At 65.9% G+C, this 20926-nt stretch carries 16 protein-coding genes and 1 tRNA gene; 2 read left to right on the top strand and 15 right to left on the bottom strand.

The window, feature by feature from the left end:
- Positions 1-67: 67 nt before the first annotated feature.
- From U1701_RS12355 to U1701_RS12345, 3 genes are read right to left on the bottom strand one after another with little or no spacing between them, the layout of a single operon-like run.
- Positions 68-889 carry a carbon-nitrogen hydrolase family protein gene (locus U1701_RS12355; RefSeq protein ID WP_332782866.1) on the bottom strand — a complete coding sequence of 274 codons (822 nt, stop codon included), beginning with the start codon at positions 887-889 and terminating at the stop codon, positions 68-70.
- A complete protein-coding gene (grxC, locus tag U1701_RS12350; protein ID WP_332782865.1) occupies positions 889-1143 on the bottom strand; it encodes a glutaredoxin 3 in 255 nt (84 codons plus the stop codon). Before grxC ends, U1701_RS12355 begins: the two co-directional genes overlap by 1 nt.
- A gap of 31 nt (positions 1144-1174) precedes the next feature.
- Positions 1175-1927, bottom strand: coding sequence for a ComF family protein (locus U1701_RS12345; protein ID WP_443026054.1), 753 nt, complete (start codon positions 1925-1927; stop codon positions 1175-1177).
- 40 nt (positions 1928-1967) lie between these two features.
- On the opposite strand from U1701_RS12345, the gene U1701_RS12340 reads away from it, so the two are divergent.
- A complete protein-coding gene (locus tag U1701_RS12340; protein ID WP_332782864.1) occupies positions 1968-2798 on the top strand; it encodes a class I SAM-dependent methyltransferase in 831 nt (276 codons plus the stop codon).
- On the opposite strand, the gene U1701_RS12335 is transcribed toward U1701_RS12340, so the two are convergent.
- From U1701_RS12335 to U1701_RS12290, 10 genes are all read right to left on the bottom strand, one after another.
- Positions 2795-3187, bottom strand: a complete 393-nt coding sequence (locus tag U1701_RS12335; RefSeq protein ID WP_332782863.1) for a response regulator — start codon at positions 3185-3187, stop codon at positions 2795-2797. The two genes, U1701_RS12340 and U1701_RS12335, sit on opposite strands and share 4 nt — an antisense overlap.
- Positions 3188-3250: 63 nt before the next feature.
- The gene (locus U1701_RS12330; RefSeq protein ID WP_332782862.1) at positions 3251-5677 is read right to left on the bottom strand and encodes a sensor histidine kinase; all 2427 of its coding nucleotides are present in this window, start codon (positions 5675-5677) and stop codon (positions 3251-3253) included.
- Between the two features lie 27 nt (positions 5678-5704).
- Positions 5705-7060 carry an EAL domain-containing protein gene (locus tag U1701_RS12325; RefSeq protein ID WP_332782861.1) on the bottom strand — a complete coding sequence of 452 codons (1356 nt, stop codon included), beginning with the start codon at positions 7058-7060 and terminating at the stop codon, positions 5705-5707.
- A gap of 428 nt (positions 7061-7488) precedes the next feature.
- Positions 7489-9009: a flavin-containing monooxygenase gene (locus U1701_RS12320; RefSeq protein WP_332782860.1), complete on the bottom strand. Its 1521-nt coding sequence runs from the start codon at positions 9007-9009 to the stop codon at positions 7489-7491.
- The gene (locus tag U1701_RS12315; protein WP_332782859.1) at positions 9006-13238 is read right to left on the bottom strand and encodes a translocation/assembly module TamB domain-containing protein; all 4233 of its coding nucleotides are present in this window, start codon (positions 13236-13238) and stop codon (positions 9006-9008) included. Before U1701_RS12315 ends, U1701_RS12320 begins: the two co-directional genes overlap by 4 nt.
- Positions 13238-15415, bottom strand: coding sequence for an autotransporter assembly complex protein TamA (locus tag U1701_RS12310; protein ID WP_332782858.1), 2178 nt, complete (start codon positions 15413-15415; stop codon positions 13238-13240). The genes U1701_RS12315 and U1701_RS12310 overlap by 1 nt, the downstream gene beginning before the upstream one ends.
- Positions 15416-15516: 101 nt before the next feature.
- Positions 15517-15945, bottom strand: coding sequence for a hypothetical protein (locus U1701_RS12305; RefSeq protein WP_332782857.1), 429 nt, complete (start codon positions 15943-15945; stop codon positions 15517-15519).
- Positions 15942-16694, bottom strand: a complete 753-nt coding sequence (locus tag U1701_RS12300) for a prepilin peptidase (protein ID WP_332782856.1) — start codon at positions 16692-16694, stop codon at positions 15942-15944. The genes U1701_RS12305 and U1701_RS12300 overlap by 4 nt, the downstream gene beginning before the upstream one ends.
- Positions 16687-16938 (bottom strand): hypothetical protein, encoded by a 252-nt coding sequence (locus U1701_RS12295; protein WP_332782855.1) that lies wholly within the window; start codon positions 16936-16938, stop codon positions 16687-16689. The genes U1701_RS12300 and U1701_RS12295 overlap by 8 nt, the downstream gene beginning before the upstream one ends.
- Before the next feature lie 105 nt (positions 16939-17043).
- A tRNA-Arg gene (locus U1701_RS12290) sits at positions 17044-17120 on the bottom strand.
- An 82-nt stretch (positions 17121-17202) separates the two neighbouring features.
- On the opposite strand from U1701_RS12290, the gene U1701_RS12285 reads away from it, so the two are divergent.
- Entirely contained in the window at positions 17203-17700 is a 498-nt protein-coding gene (locus U1701_RS12285; protein WP_332782854.1) for a hypothetical protein, read from the top strand.
- Here U1701_RS12285 and U1701_RS12280 read toward each other — a convergent pair.
- Positions 17697-19919 (bottom strand): spermidine synthase, encoded by a 2223-nt coding sequence (locus U1701_RS12280; RefSeq protein ID WP_332782853.1) that lies wholly within the window; start codon positions 19917-19919, stop codon positions 17697-17699. The two genes, U1701_RS12285 and U1701_RS12280, sit on opposite strands and share 4 nt — an antisense overlap.
- Positions 19912-20904 carry a porphobilinogen synthase gene (gene hemB, locus U1701_RS12275; protein WP_332782852.1) on the bottom strand — a complete coding sequence of 331 codons (993 nt, stop codon included), beginning with the start codon at positions 20902-20904 and terminating at the stop codon, positions 19912-19914. The genes U1701_RS12280 and hemB overlap by 8 nt, the downstream gene beginning before the upstream one ends.
- Positions 20905-20926 lie beyond the last annotated feature (22 nt).

The raw sequence follows: 20926 nt of genomic DNA, 5'->3' as shown, positions 1-20926 counted from the left end.
GACGATCGTATCCGTCATCGGATCGGGGCGGCGGCGTTCCGCTCGTCCGTACGTCGCCCCACCCGCATCAACAGCGCGTCACCGGTGGAATGGCACGGCGGTGCGACAGGACCGGGATGCGCGCCCGCACATCCGCCACCCGCGCCGGATCGATCTCCGCAAATCCCAATCCGGGGGCCTCGCCGAGATCGAGCAGCACATCGCCCCACGGGTCCACCACCAGCGAATGGCCATGCGTTGCGCGGCCGTCGGCATGCACGCCGGTCTGCGCCGCGGCCACCACGAACGCGGCCGATTCGATCGCCCGCGCGCGCAACAGAATCTGCCAGTGCGCCGCACCGGTCGGTCGCGTGAACGCGGCCGGGATGGCCAACACGGTCGCGCCAGCATCGCTCAGCGCCGTGTAGAGCCCGGCAAACCGCAGATCGTAACAGATCGACGTACCGACGATGCCGATCGGCGTGTCCACCGCGACGGCCACGTCGCCGGCCGCATAGGCCGCGGATTCCCGCCAGCTTTCGCCGGACGGCAGGTCGACGTCGAACAGGTGAAGCTTGTCGTATCGCGCGCGGATCATGCCCGCGTCGTCGATCACATAGCCGCGGTTCGCCAGCAGTCCGTCGTCGCGGCGAATCGCGATCGATCCCAGATGAACCCAGATACCGCCCGCCGCCGCCGCAGCCCGGACAGCCGCCAGGACGGGATCGTCATCTTCGCCGAACAGGTTCGGCGCCGCCCGCGTCCGATCACGGTCGATCAGTCCCGCCATCTCCGGCGTGAAGACCATCTGCGCGCCCCCGGCGGCGGCGGCCCCGATCGCGTCGACCAGCGTTGCTGCATTGACGGCGGGATCGATCCCGCTCGTCATCTGGAGCACGCCGATGCGCATCAGCCGAGCAGGGGGACCAGGCCACCCCTAGCGTCGAGCGCGGCCAGATCGTCCGACCCGCCGATGTGCTTCCCGTCGATGAACACCTGGGGCATCGTCATGCGGCCGCCCGACCGCTCGACCATCTCGGCCTTTTTCGGGCCGCCCATGGTGACGTCGAACTGCTCGGGCGTGACGCCCTTCGAAGCAAGAAGCTTCAGTGCACGGGTGCAATAAGGGCAGAACGCTTTGGTATAGATTTCGACTTTGGCCATCGCGCGGAGGTGAGGATTGCCGCCGGGCTTGTCAATCGTCCGTCGCCGAAAGGACGCGCGCCCAGCACAGGATCGTCACCGACGCCGCGCCCGCACGAAGCAGCACGCGGGTGCAGGCGTCCGCCGTTGCGCCGCTGGTGTAGACGTCGTCGACCAGTACCACCGCCCTGCCCCGTAACCTGTCGCGCGCGCCTGCTGTCGTCGCGAAAACGCCCGATACCGTCTTTGCCCGCTGCCGCTTGCCGAGCCCCCGCAGCGGCACCGTCCGCCGCGTCCGAACGAGTACAGTCCGGTCCTCGGGGACGGCCGACAGCCGCGCCAGCGCTTGCGCGATCAGCGCCGCCTGGTTGAATCCGCGGGTCCAGATCCGCCAGCGGTGCAGCGGCACAGGAACCAGCAGATCCGCCTCTGCGGGCATCAGCCGCAGCATGTGCCGCGCCATCGTTTCGGCGAACGCGATCCTTCCACCATATTTCAGCCGCAGCGCCAGGTTTCGCGCAACCGGACCATAGGCCACCGCGGCGCGCGCACCGGCGTGGCGTGGCGGCTCCGCAAGGCACGATGCACATAGCGCACCCTCGCCGCGATCGAACGGGAACGGCACATTGCAGGCCGCGCACCAGGGCGGCCCAAGGAATCGAAGGCTGCTCCAGCACGCGCCACAGAATCGGTGATCGTCCGCGACCGGCACGCCGCACCCCGCACAGCGGGGCGGCAACGCGAGCGCTATCAATCCCTGCAACGGTCGCGCGCGCACCCGGCATTCCCCCTGCTCCGCCTGCAACCCCTTGTCGCCAAAGCCCGCCCGCGGCACAAGCGCACCCGTGGACACCCCCAACATCTTCGACCGCGCCGCTCGCAGGCATCGCCGCGATCGTGCAGTGCCGGATTATGCCGCGCACGACTTCGTCCGCGCGACGATGCTCGACGGGATCGCCGAGCGACTGGACGCCGTCACGCGCGATCTGGGCGATATCCTCGATCTCGGCTGCTTCGACGGTGCGTTCGTTCCGCCGCCCGGCGCGCGCGTCGCCCGGTTCGATCCCGGTTTCGCCTTCGCGAAAGCCGCTGGCGGCGTACAGGGCGACGAAGATCGGCTTCCGTTTGCGGACGCCTCGTTCGACTGTGTGATCAGCGCAGGCGTGCTCGACCAGGTCAACGATCTGCCCGGCGCGCTGGCGCTCATTCGCCGCGTGCTGCGCCCGGATAGCCTGTTCCTCGGCGCGTTCATCGGCGCTGGCAGCCTGCCAGCGCTCCGGTCGGCGCTTCGCGTCGCCGAGAGCGAACGCCCGGTCGCGCGACTCCATCCGCAGATCGACGTGCGCTCGGCGGGCGACCTGCTGATGCGCGCGGGCTTCACGCTGCCGGTCGCCGATGTCGAAACGCTGAACGTCGGCTACCGCGACATCGGGCGGCTGTTCGGCGACCTGCGCGGCATGGCGGCGTCCAACATACTGGTCGGTCGTCATCCGCTGGGAAGGGCGGCGCTCTCCGCGCTCGCCGAAAGCTTCGCCCAGGCGGCGGACGAACGGGGACGGACGCGCGAGCGGTTCGAGATCATCTTCCTGACGGGCTGGTCGCCCGACGACTCGCAACCCAAGCCCGCGCGCCGTGGCAGCGCGGTCGCCTCGCTCGCCGACGCCTTGCGACGCTAGCTGATCAGTCCGTCGCCCTGCGCGTCGCGCGCCAGGATGCGTCCCATTGCGTCGAACAACGCGTCCATCGCCACCGGCTTGAATATGACGTCATCCGCGCCCGCCGCCATGCACCGTTCGCGCAGGTCGGGGGCGATATCGGCGGTAACGACGATGATCGGCACGCTGGCCTTCCGATCGTCTCTGGCACGGATATGTTCGATGGCCGTAATGCCATCCATGCCCGGCATCCGGAGGTCGACGAGCACCATCTCGAAGTCCTGATCGGACAGGATCTGCAGCCCGATCTCCGCGCTTTCCGCTTCGACCATCGTGGCGCCGGCGACGTCCAGCATGTCCTTGACGACACGCCGGTTCATCCGGTCATCCTCGATGAAAAGGACGTTCAACGACCGATCGCAGTACGGTGAGAATACGGTTTCGGATGCGTAATCATATTGGTCGCATACGCCTCATGCAGCCCGAGACACAAGGTCCGGAATTGCATTGTTTTCTGAAACTGAACGAGAAAACATCGCAGCAACCAACGCCGCGCCGGAAACCGGTTTGGCAACGATCCGGTCAACGCCCGTTGCCAAAAGCGCGCGCCGCTCGACGTCATCCGCAACCGGCCACAGCAACGTCAGGTCGACACCCGCCCTAGCGCCGGCACCGGCAATCGCGCGGAGTTCCGCAGTGCTGTCCCCACCCGCGCGCACCGTTGCATCATCGATCAATACGCGTGCAACGCTGCCCCGGTTCAGTCGGTCCAGCGCCTCGGCAGTGGTGCTGGCGAAGACCACCGGACCGCCATGCGGCGCTAACAGCGCACCGAACATGCTCCGCGTGATGGGATTGCGATCGACTACCAGCGTCTCCCATTTCGGGCCGGCGTTTCCCGACTCGGTGGCGGCGGCGGACAGGGTCAGCGGCAGCAGTAGCGTGAAGGTTGCTCCTGCGCCCACGACGCTGCCGACCGAGACATCGCCGCCCATCGCCCGCGCCAGGTTGCGACAGATCGAAAGGCCGAGCCCGGTGCCGCCGAATTGCCGTGTCGTCCCCGCATCCGCCTGACGGAAGGATTCGAAAATCTCCTCCAGCTTGTCGGCGGAAATGCCGATCCCGGAATCGGATACCGCGATCCGCAGCATGGCGTTCTGGAGGACGTCCACCGACAGCGACACCCGCCCCTTCGGCGTGAATTTAAGCGCGTTCGACAGCAGGTTGAAAACGATCTGCCGTACCCGTGTCGCATCGCCGAGGATCAGCGTCGGGCACTCTGCGAGGTCGACGTCGAACGTGAGCCCCTTTGCGCGCGCCTGTTCCTCCCACATCCGCGCCGCGTCGACGATCGTCGCGCGCAAATCGAACGGTGCCGATTCGATGGTGAGATTGCCGGTTTCCATCTTCGCCACGTCGAGAATGTCGTCGACCAGCGCCCGCATCGTCAAACCGGCGCCATGCACCACGTTGAGCCGATCGCGGATCGCAGGTCCAAGCTTCGCATCGGCCAGCATGACCTCGGTCATACCGAGAATTCCGTTCAGCGGCGTGCGGATTTCGTGGCTGGTGGTGGCCAGGAATTCCGTTTTCGCCGCCAGCGCTTTACCGAGCGCGCTGTTGGTGATCGCCAGATCCGCGTTGGCCGCGGCAACCTTGTCGCGGCTCCGGCGAATGGTGAACAGCGCGACTGCCAACATCGCGATGATGACGGCGACCGTGCCGGACGCGCCATAGAAGACATACCGCTGCGTCCGCGCGCGTGCGCGTTCGAACGCGATGCCGCGTTCGAGCTCGTCCGCTTTGAGTTGGCTGATCTTCAGTTCCTGGTTTGCGAAATCAAACCGCGCGCCCATCAGCGCGGTGCTCGAACTGGTTGCAACCTTGGTCGTAGCATCGTCGAGCCGCTTCAGCGCCTGAAGGTGCGCAAGCGCGGACGGCAGATCGCCGACCTTGACGAAAGCGTCGTACGCGGTCCGGTGCGAATCGCGTAGATCGACACCTGTCTTCGTTAAGTCCAGCCCGGCAAACGCTTGCTTAGCAAGCAGTACTGCCCGTGGTAGGTGACGACGTTGCAGTGCGGACTGAGCCGCTAGCGCCACCAGAATACGTCTCAGATTGGCCGAATTGGGGTCGTTTGCGAGGGTGAGGCTCTTAGCAATTCTCCGATCTGCTAAATCTAGCCGCCCCTTAGCGAGGTCGACTCTTATGATATTGGCTAAAATAGACGCCACCACCAACGGACTGTCTAACTTTGTTGCCAGATTCAGAGCATGGTTGAACTGACCAGCTGCTTGGTCGTACTTTGATGTGTCGATATATGCCAGGCCTCGATTATTGTATATCGAAATGGCTAGATTTGGGTCTGACTTATAGACGTCGAGCGCCTGCTGATAATATCGGAGCGCCGTGTTTTGGTCCATTGCCTCTGAGTAGAGAACGGCGATAAAGACGAGCGCCATGGCCTGCCCGCGAGTGTCGCCGATGATCCGGTAGATTTCAAACGCAGCCTGGTAATCACGCAGGGCATCGCCAACGATCCCAGCTGCGCCGTCGATACCGCCACGCGACAGCAGAATATCGGCGTGGAGTTTAGTGCGTGGCGCCAATTTCACGACACTAGCCAGTGCCATGGTGATCGGGGCGCGGGCACGAACCGTATCGTTCGTTCGCAAATAGGCCTCTCCCTGTAACCACGAGGCAGTTGCCTCCGCGACGCCCCGCGCTTTTGGATCGCGAATCGAGCCTGCCAGTCGCTGCGCCTCCTTCGCCATTAATCGCGCGGCATCGGGGTCCGCGAGCATGACGGCCTTCGCATCCGCGATCGTTTGTTCGGCCGTGACCTTAGCGAGTTGCGCAACCGACAGTGAAGGCGCGAAGGCAATCGCGGCGAACGCCAAGTACAAGGCGGACTTAAAATACATCTCTCAGCCCCGGTTCCAGACGGACGCAAGCTGTTTGAACGGGGCGCGGAGATCGCCGGAATCCGGCAGATGCGCGTCGGAATCAAGGAAATGTAAGAGGGCGTCGATGTTGATCGGGCGGCTGATTAGGAAGCCCTGGATCATGTCGCAGCCCATGACCGACAGCAGCGCCATCGCCGCGGGCGTTTCAACCCCCTCGGCGACCACCTCCATCTCCAGCGCATGCGCAAGGTCGATGGTCGACCGCACGATCAATGGATCGCGGTTGGAACTGGTCAGCTGGGTAACGAACAACTTGTCAATCTTGAGCTCGCGCGCAGGCAGCTGTTTGAGATAAGCGAGCGACGACAGGCCGGCACCATAATCGTCGATGGCGATGGTAACGCCAATGTCGGCAAAGACCTTCAGGTGCGCGATCGCGCTTTCCGGGTCTCGGATCACCGACGTTTCTGTAATTTCAAAACCCAGCCGCGCGCCGCTTTCTTCAACGAGTGCACACACCGTGCGGACGAACCGCATGTCGGCCAGGAGCCCGCCCGCGATATTGATGAAAATGCGCAGATCGTGGCCGCGGTCCGCCAGGCGCTTTTGATCGAGGATGGATTGTCGAATCGTCCACAAGGTCAACGGGACGATGTCGCGCGACTGCTCGGCCATGGGAATGAAGTCGCTGGGTAGCACCAGTCCCCGATCCGGGTGCTGCCAGCGTACCAGGGCTTCGACGCTGGTCACCTCCTGCCGGCGCAGATGGACCTTGGGCTGGTACTGAAGAAACAATTCCTCGTTCTCAATCGCGTCGGCCAGGTCACGCGCCAGGGCGATGCGGTCGTCCGAGGCAGTAGCGTTCGCAACATCCCGCGAGACCGCGAATCTTTCGATCCGTGCGTCGGCAAGCGCGCGCTCTGCCTCTTCGACAAGCTGCACATCGTCGCTGTGCCCTGCCGCGGCCGCCGCTGCACCGACCAGCAGCCGAACACGGTGGGATTCGCCATCGATATCGAAGGGAGTTTCGAACGCGAGTTCCAACCCAGCTACCGTCACGTCAAGCGACAGCCGCGCGTCGCTTTCGAACACAATCTCTATCAGGTTGCGGCCAGCTACCATCGTGCGTGCGTCAGGCAGCGCGCCCCGAATTCTCGACGAAATATCGCCAATGATTACGTCTGCACGCTGGCGACCCAGATGGCGGCGGAGAGCAGCGAAATTGGCGATCTCTGCGAGGATCACGAACTGCCAAACCGGTTGGGCGCACGGGGCCGCTATTGTCCCCAAAGCAGCGCCCGCCGACAGGCGATGCGTTTCACCGGGCACGCCCCCGTCCGACAACAGTCCGAAATTCGCGCGCGAAGCCTGCCTCATGCTGTCGGCGATTAACGCGCGTTGCTGAAGATACCCTTAAGGCTCCCTGCTCCAGCGCGAACAGACGTGGTTAACCATTTCATATCAGTATTGTTTAACGAACCGTTAACTGTTAATCGCCGGAGGCATCCGCAAGGGTGTGAAAATAAGGGAGCAAAACATGCTTAAGTTCATTCTGGCTCTTGTCATCGGCGTCGTAATCCGCCCTTGGTGATTGACTAACGTCGGTCCGGTCGATGCCAATTGACGCTAACACCGTCCGTGGCGGCGGCCGGGCCGACACTTGTCGCGAATCGCCACGACGGCGCTTGATAGATCGACCCATTTAGGGCGAATCAGCCGCGGTCATCTTGGTTACTGTTTTGTGACGAGCTTTAGCTGGCGAACTCAGACGGCGGCGAAATCTTAGGAAGCACGCGCTGGCGGTCCTAATGATGACTCAAGTTCAACCTGCCCGACCGACTACCGGAGTTTCGAACCGGTTCAGGGTTCGAAAACCGCATGGCGGCCGGCACGCGACCAAGCCGCAAATCCATGACGTCGAGCGCGTAGTTTTGGTTGGTCCGCCACGGCTTGCGCGCCCCCTGCACGGGCAGCAGCGCCTTTGCCCGTTGAACATAGCCCGACGTAAAGCGGATCAGCGGCTCTGTCCGCATCGCGCTGTCGTCGTTGCGCGGCGTCGCTTGTCGGAGCGTGCGTTTACGCATGATCGTGAGCAGCCGGCAGACATGGATCGCGGTGAGCTCTGCCTTCAGCGTCCACGATGCGTTGGTATAGCCGAACGCGGTCGACAGGTTCGGCACCCCGTCGAACATCATGCCCTTGTATTGCAGCCGTCCGGACAGGACGATCGGTTGCCCGTCCAGACTGAGCCGGATTCCGCCCAGCAGCTGCACGGACAAGCCGGTCGCAGTCACCACGATATCGGCCGCAAGCGCGGCGCCCGACGCTAGGGCAAGCCCACCGCGGGTGAACCGCTCGATCCGGTCGGTAACAACCGAGGCGCGGCCCGCGCGGATCGAGTCGAACAAGTCGCCATCAGGAACCAGGCATATGCGTTGGTCCCACGGATCGTACTGCGGCGTAAAATGCGTCTCGACATCGTAATCAGGCCCGAGCTGCTCGCGCACCATGGCGATAATGCGCTTGCTCACCATCCTCGGTCGCGATCGTGCCAGACGGTAGAGCGCGATCCCCGACAGCACGTTCTTCCAGCGCGTCAGGCGATAGGCCGCGCTCGCCGAAAGCCGTGCAGCGAGCCAGTTGGCGATCCGGTCCTCGGCGGGGCGGGCGACGACGTAGGTCGGCGACCGCTGCACCATCGTCACATGCGCGGCGGTCCTCGCCAGCGCCGGAACCAGCGTCATCGCGGTCGCGCCACTGCCGATAATTACGACCTGCTTGCCCGAGACGTCGAGGTCATCCGGCCAGAACTGCGGATGAACGATCCGCCCGGCAAAGTCCGCGACGCCCGGGAATTCCGGCGTGTAGCCCGACGCATAGTCGTAATAGCCCGCACACATCGACAGGAACGTGCAGGTCATCGTGACGGTCGCGCCATCGGGCCCGGTCGCGCTCACGGTCCATCGCGCATCGTCGGTGGACCATGCCGCCGCGGTTACCTGGTGCCCGAACCGGATCTTGCGGTCGATGCCGTGTGCATGCGCCGCCGCCTCGACATAGGCCTTGATCGCAGCGCCATCCGCGATCGCATTCGGCTTCGTCCAGGGGTGAAACGCGAACCCCAACGTATGCATGTCCGAATCGGACCGTACGCCCGGGTAGCGGAACAAGTCCCACGTCCCGCCCATCGCCGCCCGCCCCTCCAGAATCGCATAGCTGCGGTCCGGGCACCGGGTCTGGAGATGATAGGCCGCGGCGACGCCGGAGATTCCGGCGCCGACCACGATGACGTCGACATGCTCCACGCGCGCGGCTCTTCTACTCAATAATCCTTCGAATAGCGCAGGCTCGCGTTCGATCCGCCGGCACCGCCCGCCGAAGACAACAAGCTCAGCGCCTTGGTCAGCGCAACCTCGAGCTGGGTCGACGTGAAGCCGCGCGCGTCGGTGACGATCTCCACATAGATATTGTCGGTGATGTACTTGCCAGCCGCCAGGCTCGTGCCCTGCCCCGTCGCCTCGTCGGCGCCGACGATCCGCAACCGGTCGAACCCGGTCGCCGAACGCAGCTTACCGAGCGGGTTCAAGCCACCGCCGCCCGACCCGCGTAGCGAATTGAGCGCAGCGGCAAGCTGGATCGCTTCGGTCGCGGACAAGTTGGTGGGGTTCTTGCCGAACAGCAACCTGCTGAGCACCTCGTCCTGCGGCAGGACCGGCGTCGATGTGAAGGCGATCTGCGGGCGCTGGCCGGTGCCGGTGACCAGGATCACCGCAGTGATGCCGTTGACCGTCGTCGTCGCGGTGATGTTGATGTCCGGATCCGTCAGCGCGCCGCCACGGAAGCGGACCGTACCCCGTGTCACCTCGAAACGCTTGCCTGCAAACGAATAGGCGCCCTTCACCACGTCGAGCCCACCGGTGATGACCGGGGCTGCCGACGTCCCGCCGATCCGCATGTCCATCCGCCATTCCGAATCGAGCCCCATGCCCGATACGAACAGCTGGTTCGGCGCGCGGACCCGCAGGTCGAGCTTGAACAGACCGGTCGGTGCCGGCGCCGGACGATCGGTCGGCCGGGGCACGCGAATATCGCTCTTGCGACGAACGCCCGTCAGCTCCGATACCTCGGCCTGACCCTGCCGGATGATCTCGTACCGCGCCTCGGGGATCTGAAGATCGCCCTGGATCAGCCCACCGTTCGGGCCGTTGGTCAGATGGATCGTCCCGGTGGTCGTCGCGCTGATCGCGTCGCTCTTGGCGAGCTGCGCATTGTCGAGCGTCGCACGGATATCGATCGGGAAGCCGCTCGCGGCTGCCAGACCGATCGACCCGGTCGCTTGGACCGTACCGTCGCCGGCCTTGGCGTTCAGCCGCGTGATCTCGAACCGCGCATTGTTGAACCGACCCGCCAGCTGCATCCGCGACAGACGCGTGCCGTAGGTTTCGTTGTCGTAGGTCAGATTGTCGGCGCGGATCAGACCGTTGAGCAGCGGCGCCTGCAGACGCCCCGAGAAATCGGCGGCAATCGCGATCGGTCCCGACAGCTGCTGATTCGGGATCGCCGCAAAGCTGAACAGCACTGCCGACGGCCCATTGTAGCGAATCCCGCCCGACAGCGGCGCCGCCATCAAACGCTGACTCCACGACGCGCCGGCACCCAGCGGCCGCAGGTTGGCGACCATCCGTCCGACGACGGTGGGTCCGCGGCGGACGAGGGCCCGGCCGATTCCGCCGTCGGCGCCAAGCGTGCCGGCGAAGACGATGTCGACCGGGTCCGAAACCGCGGCGAGCCCCGATCGTGTGAAGTTGGTCACGGTCACGCGCGCGTCGGCGACGGGAACGGCGTTCGCGTTGGCCTGTGCGAAGTCGACGCTGCCCGTCGCCTGCCCGCCGATGCCAAGGCTCGGCATCAGCGCGCTCAACACCGACAGGTCGAGCTTGTCGAGCCGCGCCTTGGCATTGATCCCGCGGCCATAACTGCCCGCCAGTCGGACCGATCCGCCATTCGCGCCGCCGAAATCGACGCGCGTCGGCGCCAGCGTGTACACGCCACCCGCCGCACGGATCCGCGCCGGGTTCATCGTGCGGAACGCGATCCCGTTGGCCTGCCCCTGCAGCGCTGCGAGATAGTCGTTCGGGCTCAGTTTGGCGTTGAGCGCGACGCGGAACGGCACGCCGCTCGACCCGGTCGCCACCGCCTGCGCAGTCCCACGCCCGCCGACATAATTGATTTTCGCCCGCGCGGCCGAGAGCACCACTTCACCATAGCGAAGGTCCGCGACCTGCGCGTCCGCGACGATCTGTGGCGTCGGTGTCAGCACCGCACTGGCGGCGATGATCGCGCGTCCGATCGTAAAATCGACCATACCCGGAATCGTCGCGCCATTGGCGCGCGCGGCGACGTCGGCACGCTGATAGCCGCGCTGATTGGCCAGGCGGACATTGCCCGACAGGCCCTGTCCCGCAAACGTCAGCGCGCCAGCAAAAGGCCCGGCCGCAGTCTGGACGACCCGCCCGCGGGCGATGATGCCGGCAAACACGACCCGACGAATGTCGACCGCGAGCTGATTACCCGGCGTTACCAACACATCGGCGGTGAACGGCCCGTAATTGGTCCCGCCACTCGCGGTGACGGCATACGCCCCGCCGCGACCAACGATCCGTGCGTTGAGATTGACGAGCCCGACGCCGACGCCGGGCCGTGGTGCACGCAGGACGACGACCGGCGCGGTCGAACTGCCCGTAACGCGCGCGGAGAGCGGCCCGTAGACGGCCGAATAGGCATCCGCGTTCACCAGCACCGCGCCCGTAGCGGGATCGAACCGGCCATCGCCGCGCGTGATGCGGAATTGTGGCGCGTTCATCCGCAGATTGCGGAACGTGACGATCCCCTCGGGGCTGTACGCGATATCCGACCGGACGATCGCGTTGCCGCCCAGGAAACTGCGCGCGCCTTCGTTGAACAGCTGCGTGGTCTGCGCGACGACACGGCCGACAATGCCGAAGCCACCATTGGGTCCGGTGACCAGCTTGGCGTCCGTGGTCAGGTTCAGGATGCCGATGCCGTCGACGCGGTAATTGTTGACCCGCCCCTTGAGCGCGCCGGTGTACCGACCGGTGGCCATGTTCGCGACGACGATGGCGGTCGCGTCGATCTTGTCGGAGCGGATCCGCAGATTGTCCGACATGATGTTCGGCATTGCGATCGCCAGATCGCCTTGGATTCGGACATTGGTGGTCAGCCCGCCAACGGCGGCGTTGAGCCCGGTGACCCGCGCCGCGCGGGCATTGAGTGGCACCAGAATGCGATCCGCATTCACCCGCGCCAGACCTTCGGCATAGACATTCTCGACCGTGGTCGTGCCAAAGCCGATGGTCGCCGCGCGGACCTTATAGTCGACCGTCGGTGTCGCGAACGCGCCGTCGAGCACGAGCCGCGCGGTGACGTCGCGACCGCGCAGGTTGGGGGCGATCGCACCCGGGGTCAGCAGCTTGGCGTTCACGGCGAAATTGCCAAAACGGCTGCTGGCAAGATCGAGCAGGCCTCCGGCATCGACCGCCAGCGCGTCCGACTTCAGCGTCATCCGCGTATCGGCCTTGCGGTCGTTCAGCGTCGTATCGATCGCAACGTCGAGCTGCGGCGCGGTGAGCCGTTCGACCGGCCCCTCGAGATAGAGGCCAGGCCGCGTCGGCCCACGCACGGTGATATGCCCGTCGGTGGCGGTCAGCGCGAGGTTGGCGAGCTGCCCGCCACCCAGCGTCGCAACAGCGTTACCGCGCCAGGATTTCCAGCTGCCGCGCCCGTCGACGGTCGCGGTCAGCGGTTCCTTCAGCGCACCCATCGTGGCGACCACGCCGCCAACCGGTGCGACCAACCTCGCCCTGACGTCGAGCTTGTTCTCCGCGGGCACCGCGTCGAGCTTCAGCGTCAGCGTGTCGCCGCCGGCGACGCCCGGCCCGATCAACGCAGCCGCGTTTGTCGTCAGCTGTGCGCGCTTGTCGGCAATATGCACCGCGCCGTCGATCTTCACGATATGCGTCGCGCCGGTCACCGGCTTGGCGATCACGAACCGCGCGATCTGCAGGCGGTTCACGTCGATATCGAGATCGGGCAGCAACGGCGCGTTCGGATCGGTCGGTGTCTGGTTCAGCACGGGGCGGCGCTGCAGCGTGACCAGCGAGGTCGACAGCGAGCGCACGTCGACATGGTTGCGCGCAAACGCGAACGGCCGCCAGTCCACGCTCAGCTTGGGGCTTGTCAGGAAGACGCCCTTGGGGTCCGACACGCGAACGTCGCTCAGCGTCATTGCGCCATAGATCGATCCGTCGATCCGGCCGACCTTGATGTTCAGACCCGATTCGGTCGTGTAGCCCCCGATCTGGTCCGCCACGAGCCGCCGGCCGGGATCGGTGTTGATCCCGAACAGCACGATCAGCAGCAGCGCGACGATCGCGAGAACGGCGATGCCGATCCACTTCAGGATCCGCTGCCATAGTGGCGAGTGAACGACGCCGGCCTCGGTCTGGGCCTCGGCCGGATACGTATCTTCGGCCATCAGAATGCTTGCCCGATCGAGATATAGAGGGCGACCTTGCCGTCACCCTTGCGCGGGTTGAGCGGTGTCGCGACGTCGAAGCGCAACGGCCCGAAATTGGTATAGAAGCGCCCGCCGATACCGGCACCAATCTTGAGCGCGCTCATGTTCGGCGTGCTGCTTTCGTAACTGTTGCCGGCATCGACGAACGGCACGATGCCGAAATCGCCGAACCGATAGCGCGCCTCGAGCGCGAATTCGTTGAGGCTGCGACCACCCACCGGGTCGCCGTTCGGATCGAACGGCCCAAGGCGCTGATAGCCATAGCCGCGCACCGATCCGCCGCCACCGCCATACAGGCGTCGCGACGGCGCCAGGTCGTCTCGCGCGATTCCCTGGATCGACGCCGCCTTGGCGCGCCCCGCAATTACCAGGCTCTTAGACACGGGATAGTAGACGGTGCCTTCGATCTGCGCGCGCACATACGGACTGACCGACCCCTGCACCGAGGTTTCGGGGCTGACGTTCAACCGCAGGCGATAGCCCTTGGCAGGGTTGAGCAGACTGTCCGACCGATCGAACAGAACCTGCGTCGGCAGCGCAACGATGCCATAGGTCCGCCGAACGTTTTCGCCTCTGGTAAAGTCGAACACGCTCTCATTCGTGCCGACCAGTTCGCCGCCATAATAATAGGTCAGCGTCTTTTGCCAGATCGGCGTGGAATCGTAGCTCCAGCGAACGCCGAGCGTACCGGTGAACGCGCTATAGGCGTCGTAGCTGCTGTGGTTGGCCGACGCGATGACGTTGAAGGTGCGGTCGCGTTTGCCGGCATTGGCGCGGCGGAAGGTGGCGGACGCCCCCTGCTCCTGGGTGCCGGCGATCACCGAACCGATCAGCGCGCCCTCGGGCGGGAACAGGTTCCGGTGCGTCCAGGTCGCCTCGGCGCGAAAGCCCTGTCCGGTCGAATAGCCGGCGTTGCCTGCCAGCGTGCGTGCCGGCCCCTTCGACTGTCGCACCAGCAGATCGACCGCTTCGGTGCCGTCCGCGTTGACCTGTCCGGTACGGACCGGCTCCACCGACACGGTCGAGAACAGCGCAGTGCTGACCAGCGCATCGCGAAGATCGTCCGCCAGCCGGTTGTCGTAGAGTTCGCCCGCCTCGAACCGCGGGAAGACGTTGAGATGGTCCAGATCGAACACCGCATCGCCTTCGGTACGCAGCCGTCCGAACGACGACCGCGGCCCGGTGTCGACCGGCAACGTATAGGCGCCCGTCGGGGTCTGGTCGTCGAGCAGGATATCGCGGTCGCCGACCTTGACGAACGGGTAGCCGCGCTGCGGCAGGACGAGGCTGAGGTTCGCCTCGGCCCCCTGGATACGCTCGGCCTCGATCGCATCGCCGACTTTCAACGGCAATTGCGTGCGGACGAGATCGGGCGGCGTGGTCGGCCCCGTCTCCACGGTCACGGACGACAGCGTGTAAAGGCGTCCGGGCTGCGCACTGACCGTCGCCTTCAAACGCCCGGGCGTGCCGGGCACGGTCTCGATCGTGGAGATCGCGGCGGCGTCATAATAGCCGATCGACTTCAACAGCCGAACCGCGAGCGCTTCGTCCTCCTTGGCGCGTGCGGAAACCTGCGTGGCGTTCGCCGCCTTGCCGTCGCCTTCGCGAAGCGCGGACAGCGCCTTGTAGCGGGCTTCGAGCCCGTCACCCGCCTTGTCGAGGCCGACGATCGCCGAATCATAGCGGATGTCGGGTGCGTCCGTGTCCTTGATGTCGGCAGCGGTCTGTAGCGGAACGGTGTCGTAGCTGGCGAGCGGGGTCAGCGGCTGGGCGAGCTGCGGATCCTGCGGACCGAGGGGTGGCAGTACGTCGCCGGATGCCGTCGTCGCGGACTGGACCGCCGTGGCGGTCGTCGCTGCCGGTGCGGCTGATGCCGCAGCGCTGGGCATGGCCTCCAACGGAGCGTCCAGGTCGCTCGACAATGGCGGCAGCGCGCTGTCGAACTCGGCCTCGGACACGATAGGGGTGTCCCCGCGCGGATCGGTCGCCTGGCTGGCGGCTGGTCGATCTTCGGGTTTGGGCGCGGTCGGACCCTTGGCCGGTGCAGTGCCCGGTTTTGCAATCTGGGCCGTGGCCGGCGACGACGCCGCTAACGCCAGGGCGAGCCAAACATGCCGGTTAGTCGAAGATGCCACGCTAGACACGATCCCTTGAAACGGGCGCGATCGTGTTCGACACACCCCCATCACCAAGGGCAACGCACGAAATGTCGTTCTAGTTCAACCCCTATTTACCATCAGACGCACCCGATCATGCCCCCGACGGGGACAATGATCGTATCGTGACCGGGGCGGTCGATCCTGAGCGAGGCGGGCATCACCGTCGCTCCCTGTGCCAGATCGCCGCGGGTCGTGATCGTCATGTCCAGCGTCGCCGTCACATCGCCCCCGCGATATTCGGTGACCGCGGCGAACCCGAACCCGCCCGCGCCGGACTGCGCCGTACGCGCATAGTCCTTCGTCTTGCCGTCGACGGCGATTCGCAACTGCGCAGGGTCCGCCCCCGCCATCGCCACCAGCACGCGCGTGCCGGACACGTTCCAAAGATAGGCGGCACACCCCTTGGCCGGCAGCGCTTGCGTGCCGATCGCCCCCAGCGACCCGCTGTCGATCATCGTCGATGGTCCGGCCGCCTGAAGCGCAAGCGCGAAGAGAGTATAGATCATGACGGCAGAGCTATCATGAACAGCCACGCCGGATAAGCCGCGATCGCGAGCAACGTCCCGAACGGCAACGCGGTATCCGCGGCAACCGCCCGCCCCCGCATATGCGCCGACAGCGCCACGCCCAGCCCGACCATGCTTGCGATCAGCAGCACGGCGGGCAGCATGGCCCAGCCGAGCCAGAGCCCGAGCGCACCGAACAATTTGGGATCCCCGCCCCCCATCCCGTCGCGGCCGCGGAGGCGACGATAAGACTGGGCGATCAACCACAGGGACCCGAAACCGATCGCGCCGCCGATCGCACGGTCCGCCAACGCCGGTCCGAACACCAGCCCCGATGCCGCCCCCGTCACCGCCAGCATTCCGGTCAGCCGGTCCGGCAACCAGAAGCACATCGCATCAAGCGCTCCGAGCGCCAGCAACAGCCAACCGAACGCCGCGCCCGCCAGCGCGATCGGCCCGGCGACCATCCAGCCTGCCGCCGCACCGATCACCAGCCCGAGCAGTTCGATTCGCCAATGTGCCTGAGGGATGGCCTGCCCACAGGTTCGACACCGTCCACGCTGTACGAGCGCGCTCACGAGCGGCACGAGTTCCCCCGCCCGCAGCGTCGTTCCGCACGAATCACACGCCGACCGCCCCCGCATCACCGAGCGGTCGCTGCTCCACCGCAACACCAGCGCTGCGACGAAGCTGCCGATGATCGCGCCGAGCAGTCCCAGCCCGAGCGCCCAGACCAGCCGGTCAGACACCGGTCTTGCGGATCAGATAGCGGTAGACGCCGAGCAGGTTGATACCGAACAGCACGGTATTCTGCGTGCCCAGCGCGAAATCCTCGGTCAGCCAGGCACCGGCAAACCAGCAGATCGACGACCCGACGAAAATCACGAATCCCCATCCGGTCACGCGGCGCCCGTAGTCGAGCGATACCATGAACGCGGCGAGCATCCCCGAGATCGACGCGGTCCATTTGAGGACGTTGATGAGGGTTTCCATGACGCGTCCCTAGCGCGTCCGCGCCGGTTTGTAATGGCTGCGACCGGACACGAAAAAGCCGGATCGTTTCCGACCCGGCTTCCCCCGCTTCCTCGCGGAAATTCCTGGTGCACCCAGAGCGATTCGAACGCCCGACCCTCAGATTCGTAGTCTGATGCTCTATCCAGCTGAGCTATGGGTGCAGTGGAGGTGCGCTCTTAGAAGGGGGTTTCGAATCGCGCAAGTGCGTTGCGTCGAAAAGTTGACGCGCATAGGACACGGCGCATGAAACAGACGCTCTCGCTGCTCGCCATTCCGCTCGCCCTCGCCGCGTGCGCGGGCGACACCGGGGTGTATCCATCGCTCGCTGCCCGCCCGGTGGAGAAACTTGGCTTCGGCGAGCCTGAGGTCAAGCCGGTGATCGCGGCGGCCGATCCGGCGCTCGACGTGCAGATCGTGCAGCTGGCGACCCGACTGGACGCGATCGCGACCGGGTTCGCGAAGGACGCGCGCGCGGCCGAAGCCCTTGCCCGGGCCGCGCGCGGCGGTGCGGTCGGCAGCGATCCGTGGCTGACGGCGCAGGTGGCGCTGGCTGGGCTGGACGATTGGCGAGCGCAATCCTCGGCGCTCATCGGCGATATCGAACAGAGCGCAACCGACCGCGCGGCGAAGCTCGAACCGGACTATCCCGCGCTGACGGCATTGCGTGACCGCGCCAGCGCCGAGGCCACGCGGCAAGGCACGACGATCGCGCGGATCCAGGCCACCCTGCCAGCCGCCTAGGTTTTGAGCAGCGGCAGGATCGTCGAATAATCGTCGGTCCAGCCGCCAAAGCCCTTTCTGCCCGTCAGCGGTTGCCAGCCCGGATCGGCTGCGGTCAGCGTCGCGATTGACGCGGGCGTGCGCGACAGCGCGATCCAGTCCGATCCCGACGCATGGTCCCCCTCCAACGTCGACGGACGATAGCGCATCTGCGTTGCCGTCCAGCCGCCCTCGCGCGCTGCCGCCGCGACCACCGGCGTGAGGTTGATGAACCGGTTCGAGATGTGCACCAGCAGCAGGCCGTCGCGCGCCAGGACCCGGCCATAGGTCGCGAACGCCTCGCGCGTCATCAGGTGCATCGGCACCGAATCCGAAGAGAACGCATCGAGCGCGAGCAGGTCGAGGCTGTCAGGGGCCTCGCGACCAAGCGTGATCCGCGCATCCCCCAGCCGGATGACCGGATTGGGCAGACAGGTCTTCAGGAAGCTAAACTGGCCGGTATCGCGCGCGATTCGAACGACGGCCGGATCGATCTCGTAGAAGCGCCATTGCTGGCCCGGCCTCGCGTAACAGGCGAGCGTCCCGGTGCCCAAACCGACGACGCCGACGCGGGCATTCGGGCCGTAGAGCCGATCGAGCGCCGCCATCGCCCGTCCGACGCCCGAACCGCGTGCGTAATAGGTCGTCGGCGTGGTCTCGCGCGCAACCGAGCCGCGAAGCTGGACTCCGTGCACCGTCGTGCCGTGATCGAGCTCGCGTACCCCCGGCTGGTCGCGAATCGTATAGACGCCGAAGTAACTCCGCACGCGCGCGCCGCCCTGCGCCGACAGCGCGATCGCGCGATAGCCGCCGAACAGCATCAGCGCGCCGGCGAGCACCACCACATAGGGTCGGCGCGCACCGATGGTCGCAAAGCCGATCGCCGCGACGACGATGAAAACGAGCCCCTGGCTCTCCTCGCTGAACAGTCCGTTCGGCTGCCCGATCCGCGACCCAAGCATGATCGCGAGGATCAACACGATGACCCCGAGCGCGACTGCCGGTCGCAGCCCGGGCTGGGCCCAGAACGCGCGGACATGCTGAGTCAGGAACATCTGCGGGACCAGCATACCCGCGGCCAGGATCAGCAGCGGATATTCATAGGTCCAGTCGAACACCACGGGCGCCACCAGCGCGGCGAACACCCCGCCCAGCGCACCGCCCGCCGACATCGCAAGGTAGAAGCCGGTGAGGCGATCGGGGGCGGGCCGTATCCGGTAAAGCGCGGTGTGCAACGCAACCGAGATCATGAACAGCAAGGTCAGCGCGATGCCGGCGTTGAGAAACGGGCGCTCGTTATAGCCCCCGATGATCACGCCGCCGAACAGCAGGATCGTGACCGGCGCGATGCGCGTGAGGAAATCGGCGAGGTCGCGGTTGGCGGCGAACGCGACGGTGAAGCTCAGCAGATACAGTCCGAGCGGCAGCACCCACAGCAGCGGCATCGCGACGATGTCGGTGGTGATGTAGGTCGACGTCGCCAGCATCAGCCCTGAGGGCACCAGCGCCAGCGCGATCCAGTGGAGCACGCGCGCCGGCCGTGCGGGCGGGCTGGTCGCGGCCACGTGATCCGCCGCCGCAGTGCGCGGCAACCGCGTCGCGCAGGCGAGCACGAACAGGATCAGCGCGATATAGCCACCGCTCCAGAGCAGGCTCTGGCTGCGTGTCGCCATCAACGGCTCGACCAGAAGCGGATAGGCGATCAGCCCGGCAAAGCTGCCGAGGTTCGACGCCGCGTACAGCGCATAGGGGTCGCCGCCGCCGCTCGCGGCGCTGAACCAGCGCTGGATCAGCGGCGCCTGCGCCGAGACCGCAAAGAACAACGGCCCGATCGACAGCCCGAGCAGCCACGGCACCCAGATTGCGGGGTGGGCGGTCGCGGGCGGGTCCATCGTCATCAACCCGATCGGCAGCCACAGCGCTGCGACGCCGAGCACGCCGAGATGGATCGCCGCCTGCGCGCGCGGCCGGACCCGATCGAGCCAATGCGCATAGGCATAGCCGGCGAGCAGCAGCGCCTGATAGACCAGCATCGCCGAATTCCACACCGCCGGCGCGCCACCAAGCCGCGGCAACGCCATCCGCGCGACCATCGGCTGCACTAGGAACAGCAGGAACGATCCGGTCAGGATCGTCGCGACGAACAGCACGCGGGACCACCGCGGCATCAGTCCGGCACCAGCACTGCGGATGTCAGGCATTCAGCAGCTTTGCCGCATGCGCCGCGTGATAGGTCAGCACCCCCGAACAGCCCGCGCGCTTGAACGCCATCAGCGTCTCCAGCACCATCGCATTGCGGTCCGCGGCGCCGGCCGCAACCGCAGCCTCGATCATCGCGTATTCGCCCGAGACTTGATACGCGAACACCGGCACCTCGAACGCCTGGCGGACGCGGACGACGATGTCGAGATACGGCAAACCGGGCTTGACCATGACGGTATCGGCCCCCTCGGCAAGATCGAGCGCGACCTCGCGCAGCGCCTCCTCGGCGTTGGCACTGTCCATCTGATACGTCTTCTTGTCGCCCTTCAGCAGGCCACGGCTGCCGACCGCATCGCGGAACGGGCCATAGAAGGCGCTGGCGTACTTCGCCGCATAGCTCATGATCTGGACGTTATGGTGCGTACCCGCTTCGAGCGCGGTGCGGATCAGGCCGATGCGGCCGTCCATCATGTCGCTCGGAGCGATGATGTCCGCTCCCGCCGCCGCCTGGTTGAGTGCCTGGTGGACCAGCATGTCGGCCGTCGTATCGTTCACGACATAGCCTGCGTCGTCGACCAGCCCGTCATGGCCATGACTGGTATAGGGGTCGAGCGCGACGTCGGTCAGCACGCCGACCTCGGGCACCGCATCCTTCAGCGCGCGGATCGCCTGGCACATCAGATTGTCGGGGTTGAGTGCCTCGCGGCCGTCTTCGGTGCGGCGGCCGGGTTGCGTGTAGGGGAACAGCGCGAGGCACGGGATGCCCAGATCGCGCGCTTCGCGACCGCGCGCGACGATCTGATCGACCGACCAGCGCGAGACGCCGGGCAGCGCGCCGATCGGTTGCTCGACGCCCTGCCCTTCGCAAACGAACAGCGGCCAGATGAGGTCGGCGGGAGTCAGCACCGTTTCGGCATGGAGCCGCCGGCTCCAGTCCGTCGAACGGGTGCGACGAAGGCGAAGCGCGGGGTAGCTAGCGGACATGGTCAGGCTTTTGCGGGATGCC

This window comes from Sphingomonas rhamnosi, from assembly GCF_036663615.1.
Classification (GTDB): Bacteria; Pseudomonadota; Alphaproteobacteria; order Sphingomonadales; family Sphingomonadaceae; genus Sphingomonas.
The sequence above is the reverse complement of the archived record's forward strand: the minus strand, read 5'-3'. Positions and strand labels throughout refer to the sequence as shown.

Excerpts from the sequence above, each read along its gene's own strand:
- U1701_RS12305 (WP_332782857.1), bottom strand. The coding sequence starts at position 15,945 with ATGATCTATACTCTCTTCGCGCTTGCGCTTCAGGCGGCCGGACCATCG.
- hemB (WP_332782852.1), bottom strand. The coding sequence starts at position 20,904 with ATGTCCGCTAGCTACCCCGCGCTTCGCCTTCGTCGCACCCGTTCGACG.
- grxC (WP_332782865.1), bottom strand. The coding sequence starts at position 1,143 with ATGGCCAAAGTCGAAATCTATACCAAAGCGTTCTGCCCTTATTGCACC.
- U1701_RS12325 (WP_332782861.1), bottom strand. The coding sequence starts at position 7,060 with ATGAGGCAGGCTTCGCGCGCGAATTTCGGACTGTTGTCGGACGGGGGC.
- U1701_RS12285 (WP_332782854.1), top strand. The coding sequence starts at position 17,203 with ATGAAACAGACGCTCTCGCTGCTCGCCATTCCGCTCGCCCTCGCCGCG.
- U1701_RS12280 (WP_332782853.1), bottom strand. The coding sequence starts at position 19,919 with ATGCCTGACATCCGCAGTGCTGGTGCCGGACTGATGCCGCGGTGGTCC.
- U1701_RS12295 (WP_332782855.1), bottom strand. The coding sequence starts at position 16,938 with ATGGAAACCCTCATCAACGTCCTCAAATGGACCGCGTCGATCTCGGGG.
- U1701_RS12315 (WP_332782859.1), bottom strand. The coding sequence starts at position 13,238 with ATGGCCGAAGATACGTATCCGGCCGAGGCCCAGACCGAGGCCGGCGTC.
- U1701_RS12355 (WP_332782866.1), bottom strand. The coding sequence starts at position 889 with ATGCGCATCGGCGTGCTCCAGATGACGAGCGGGATCGATCCCGCCGTC.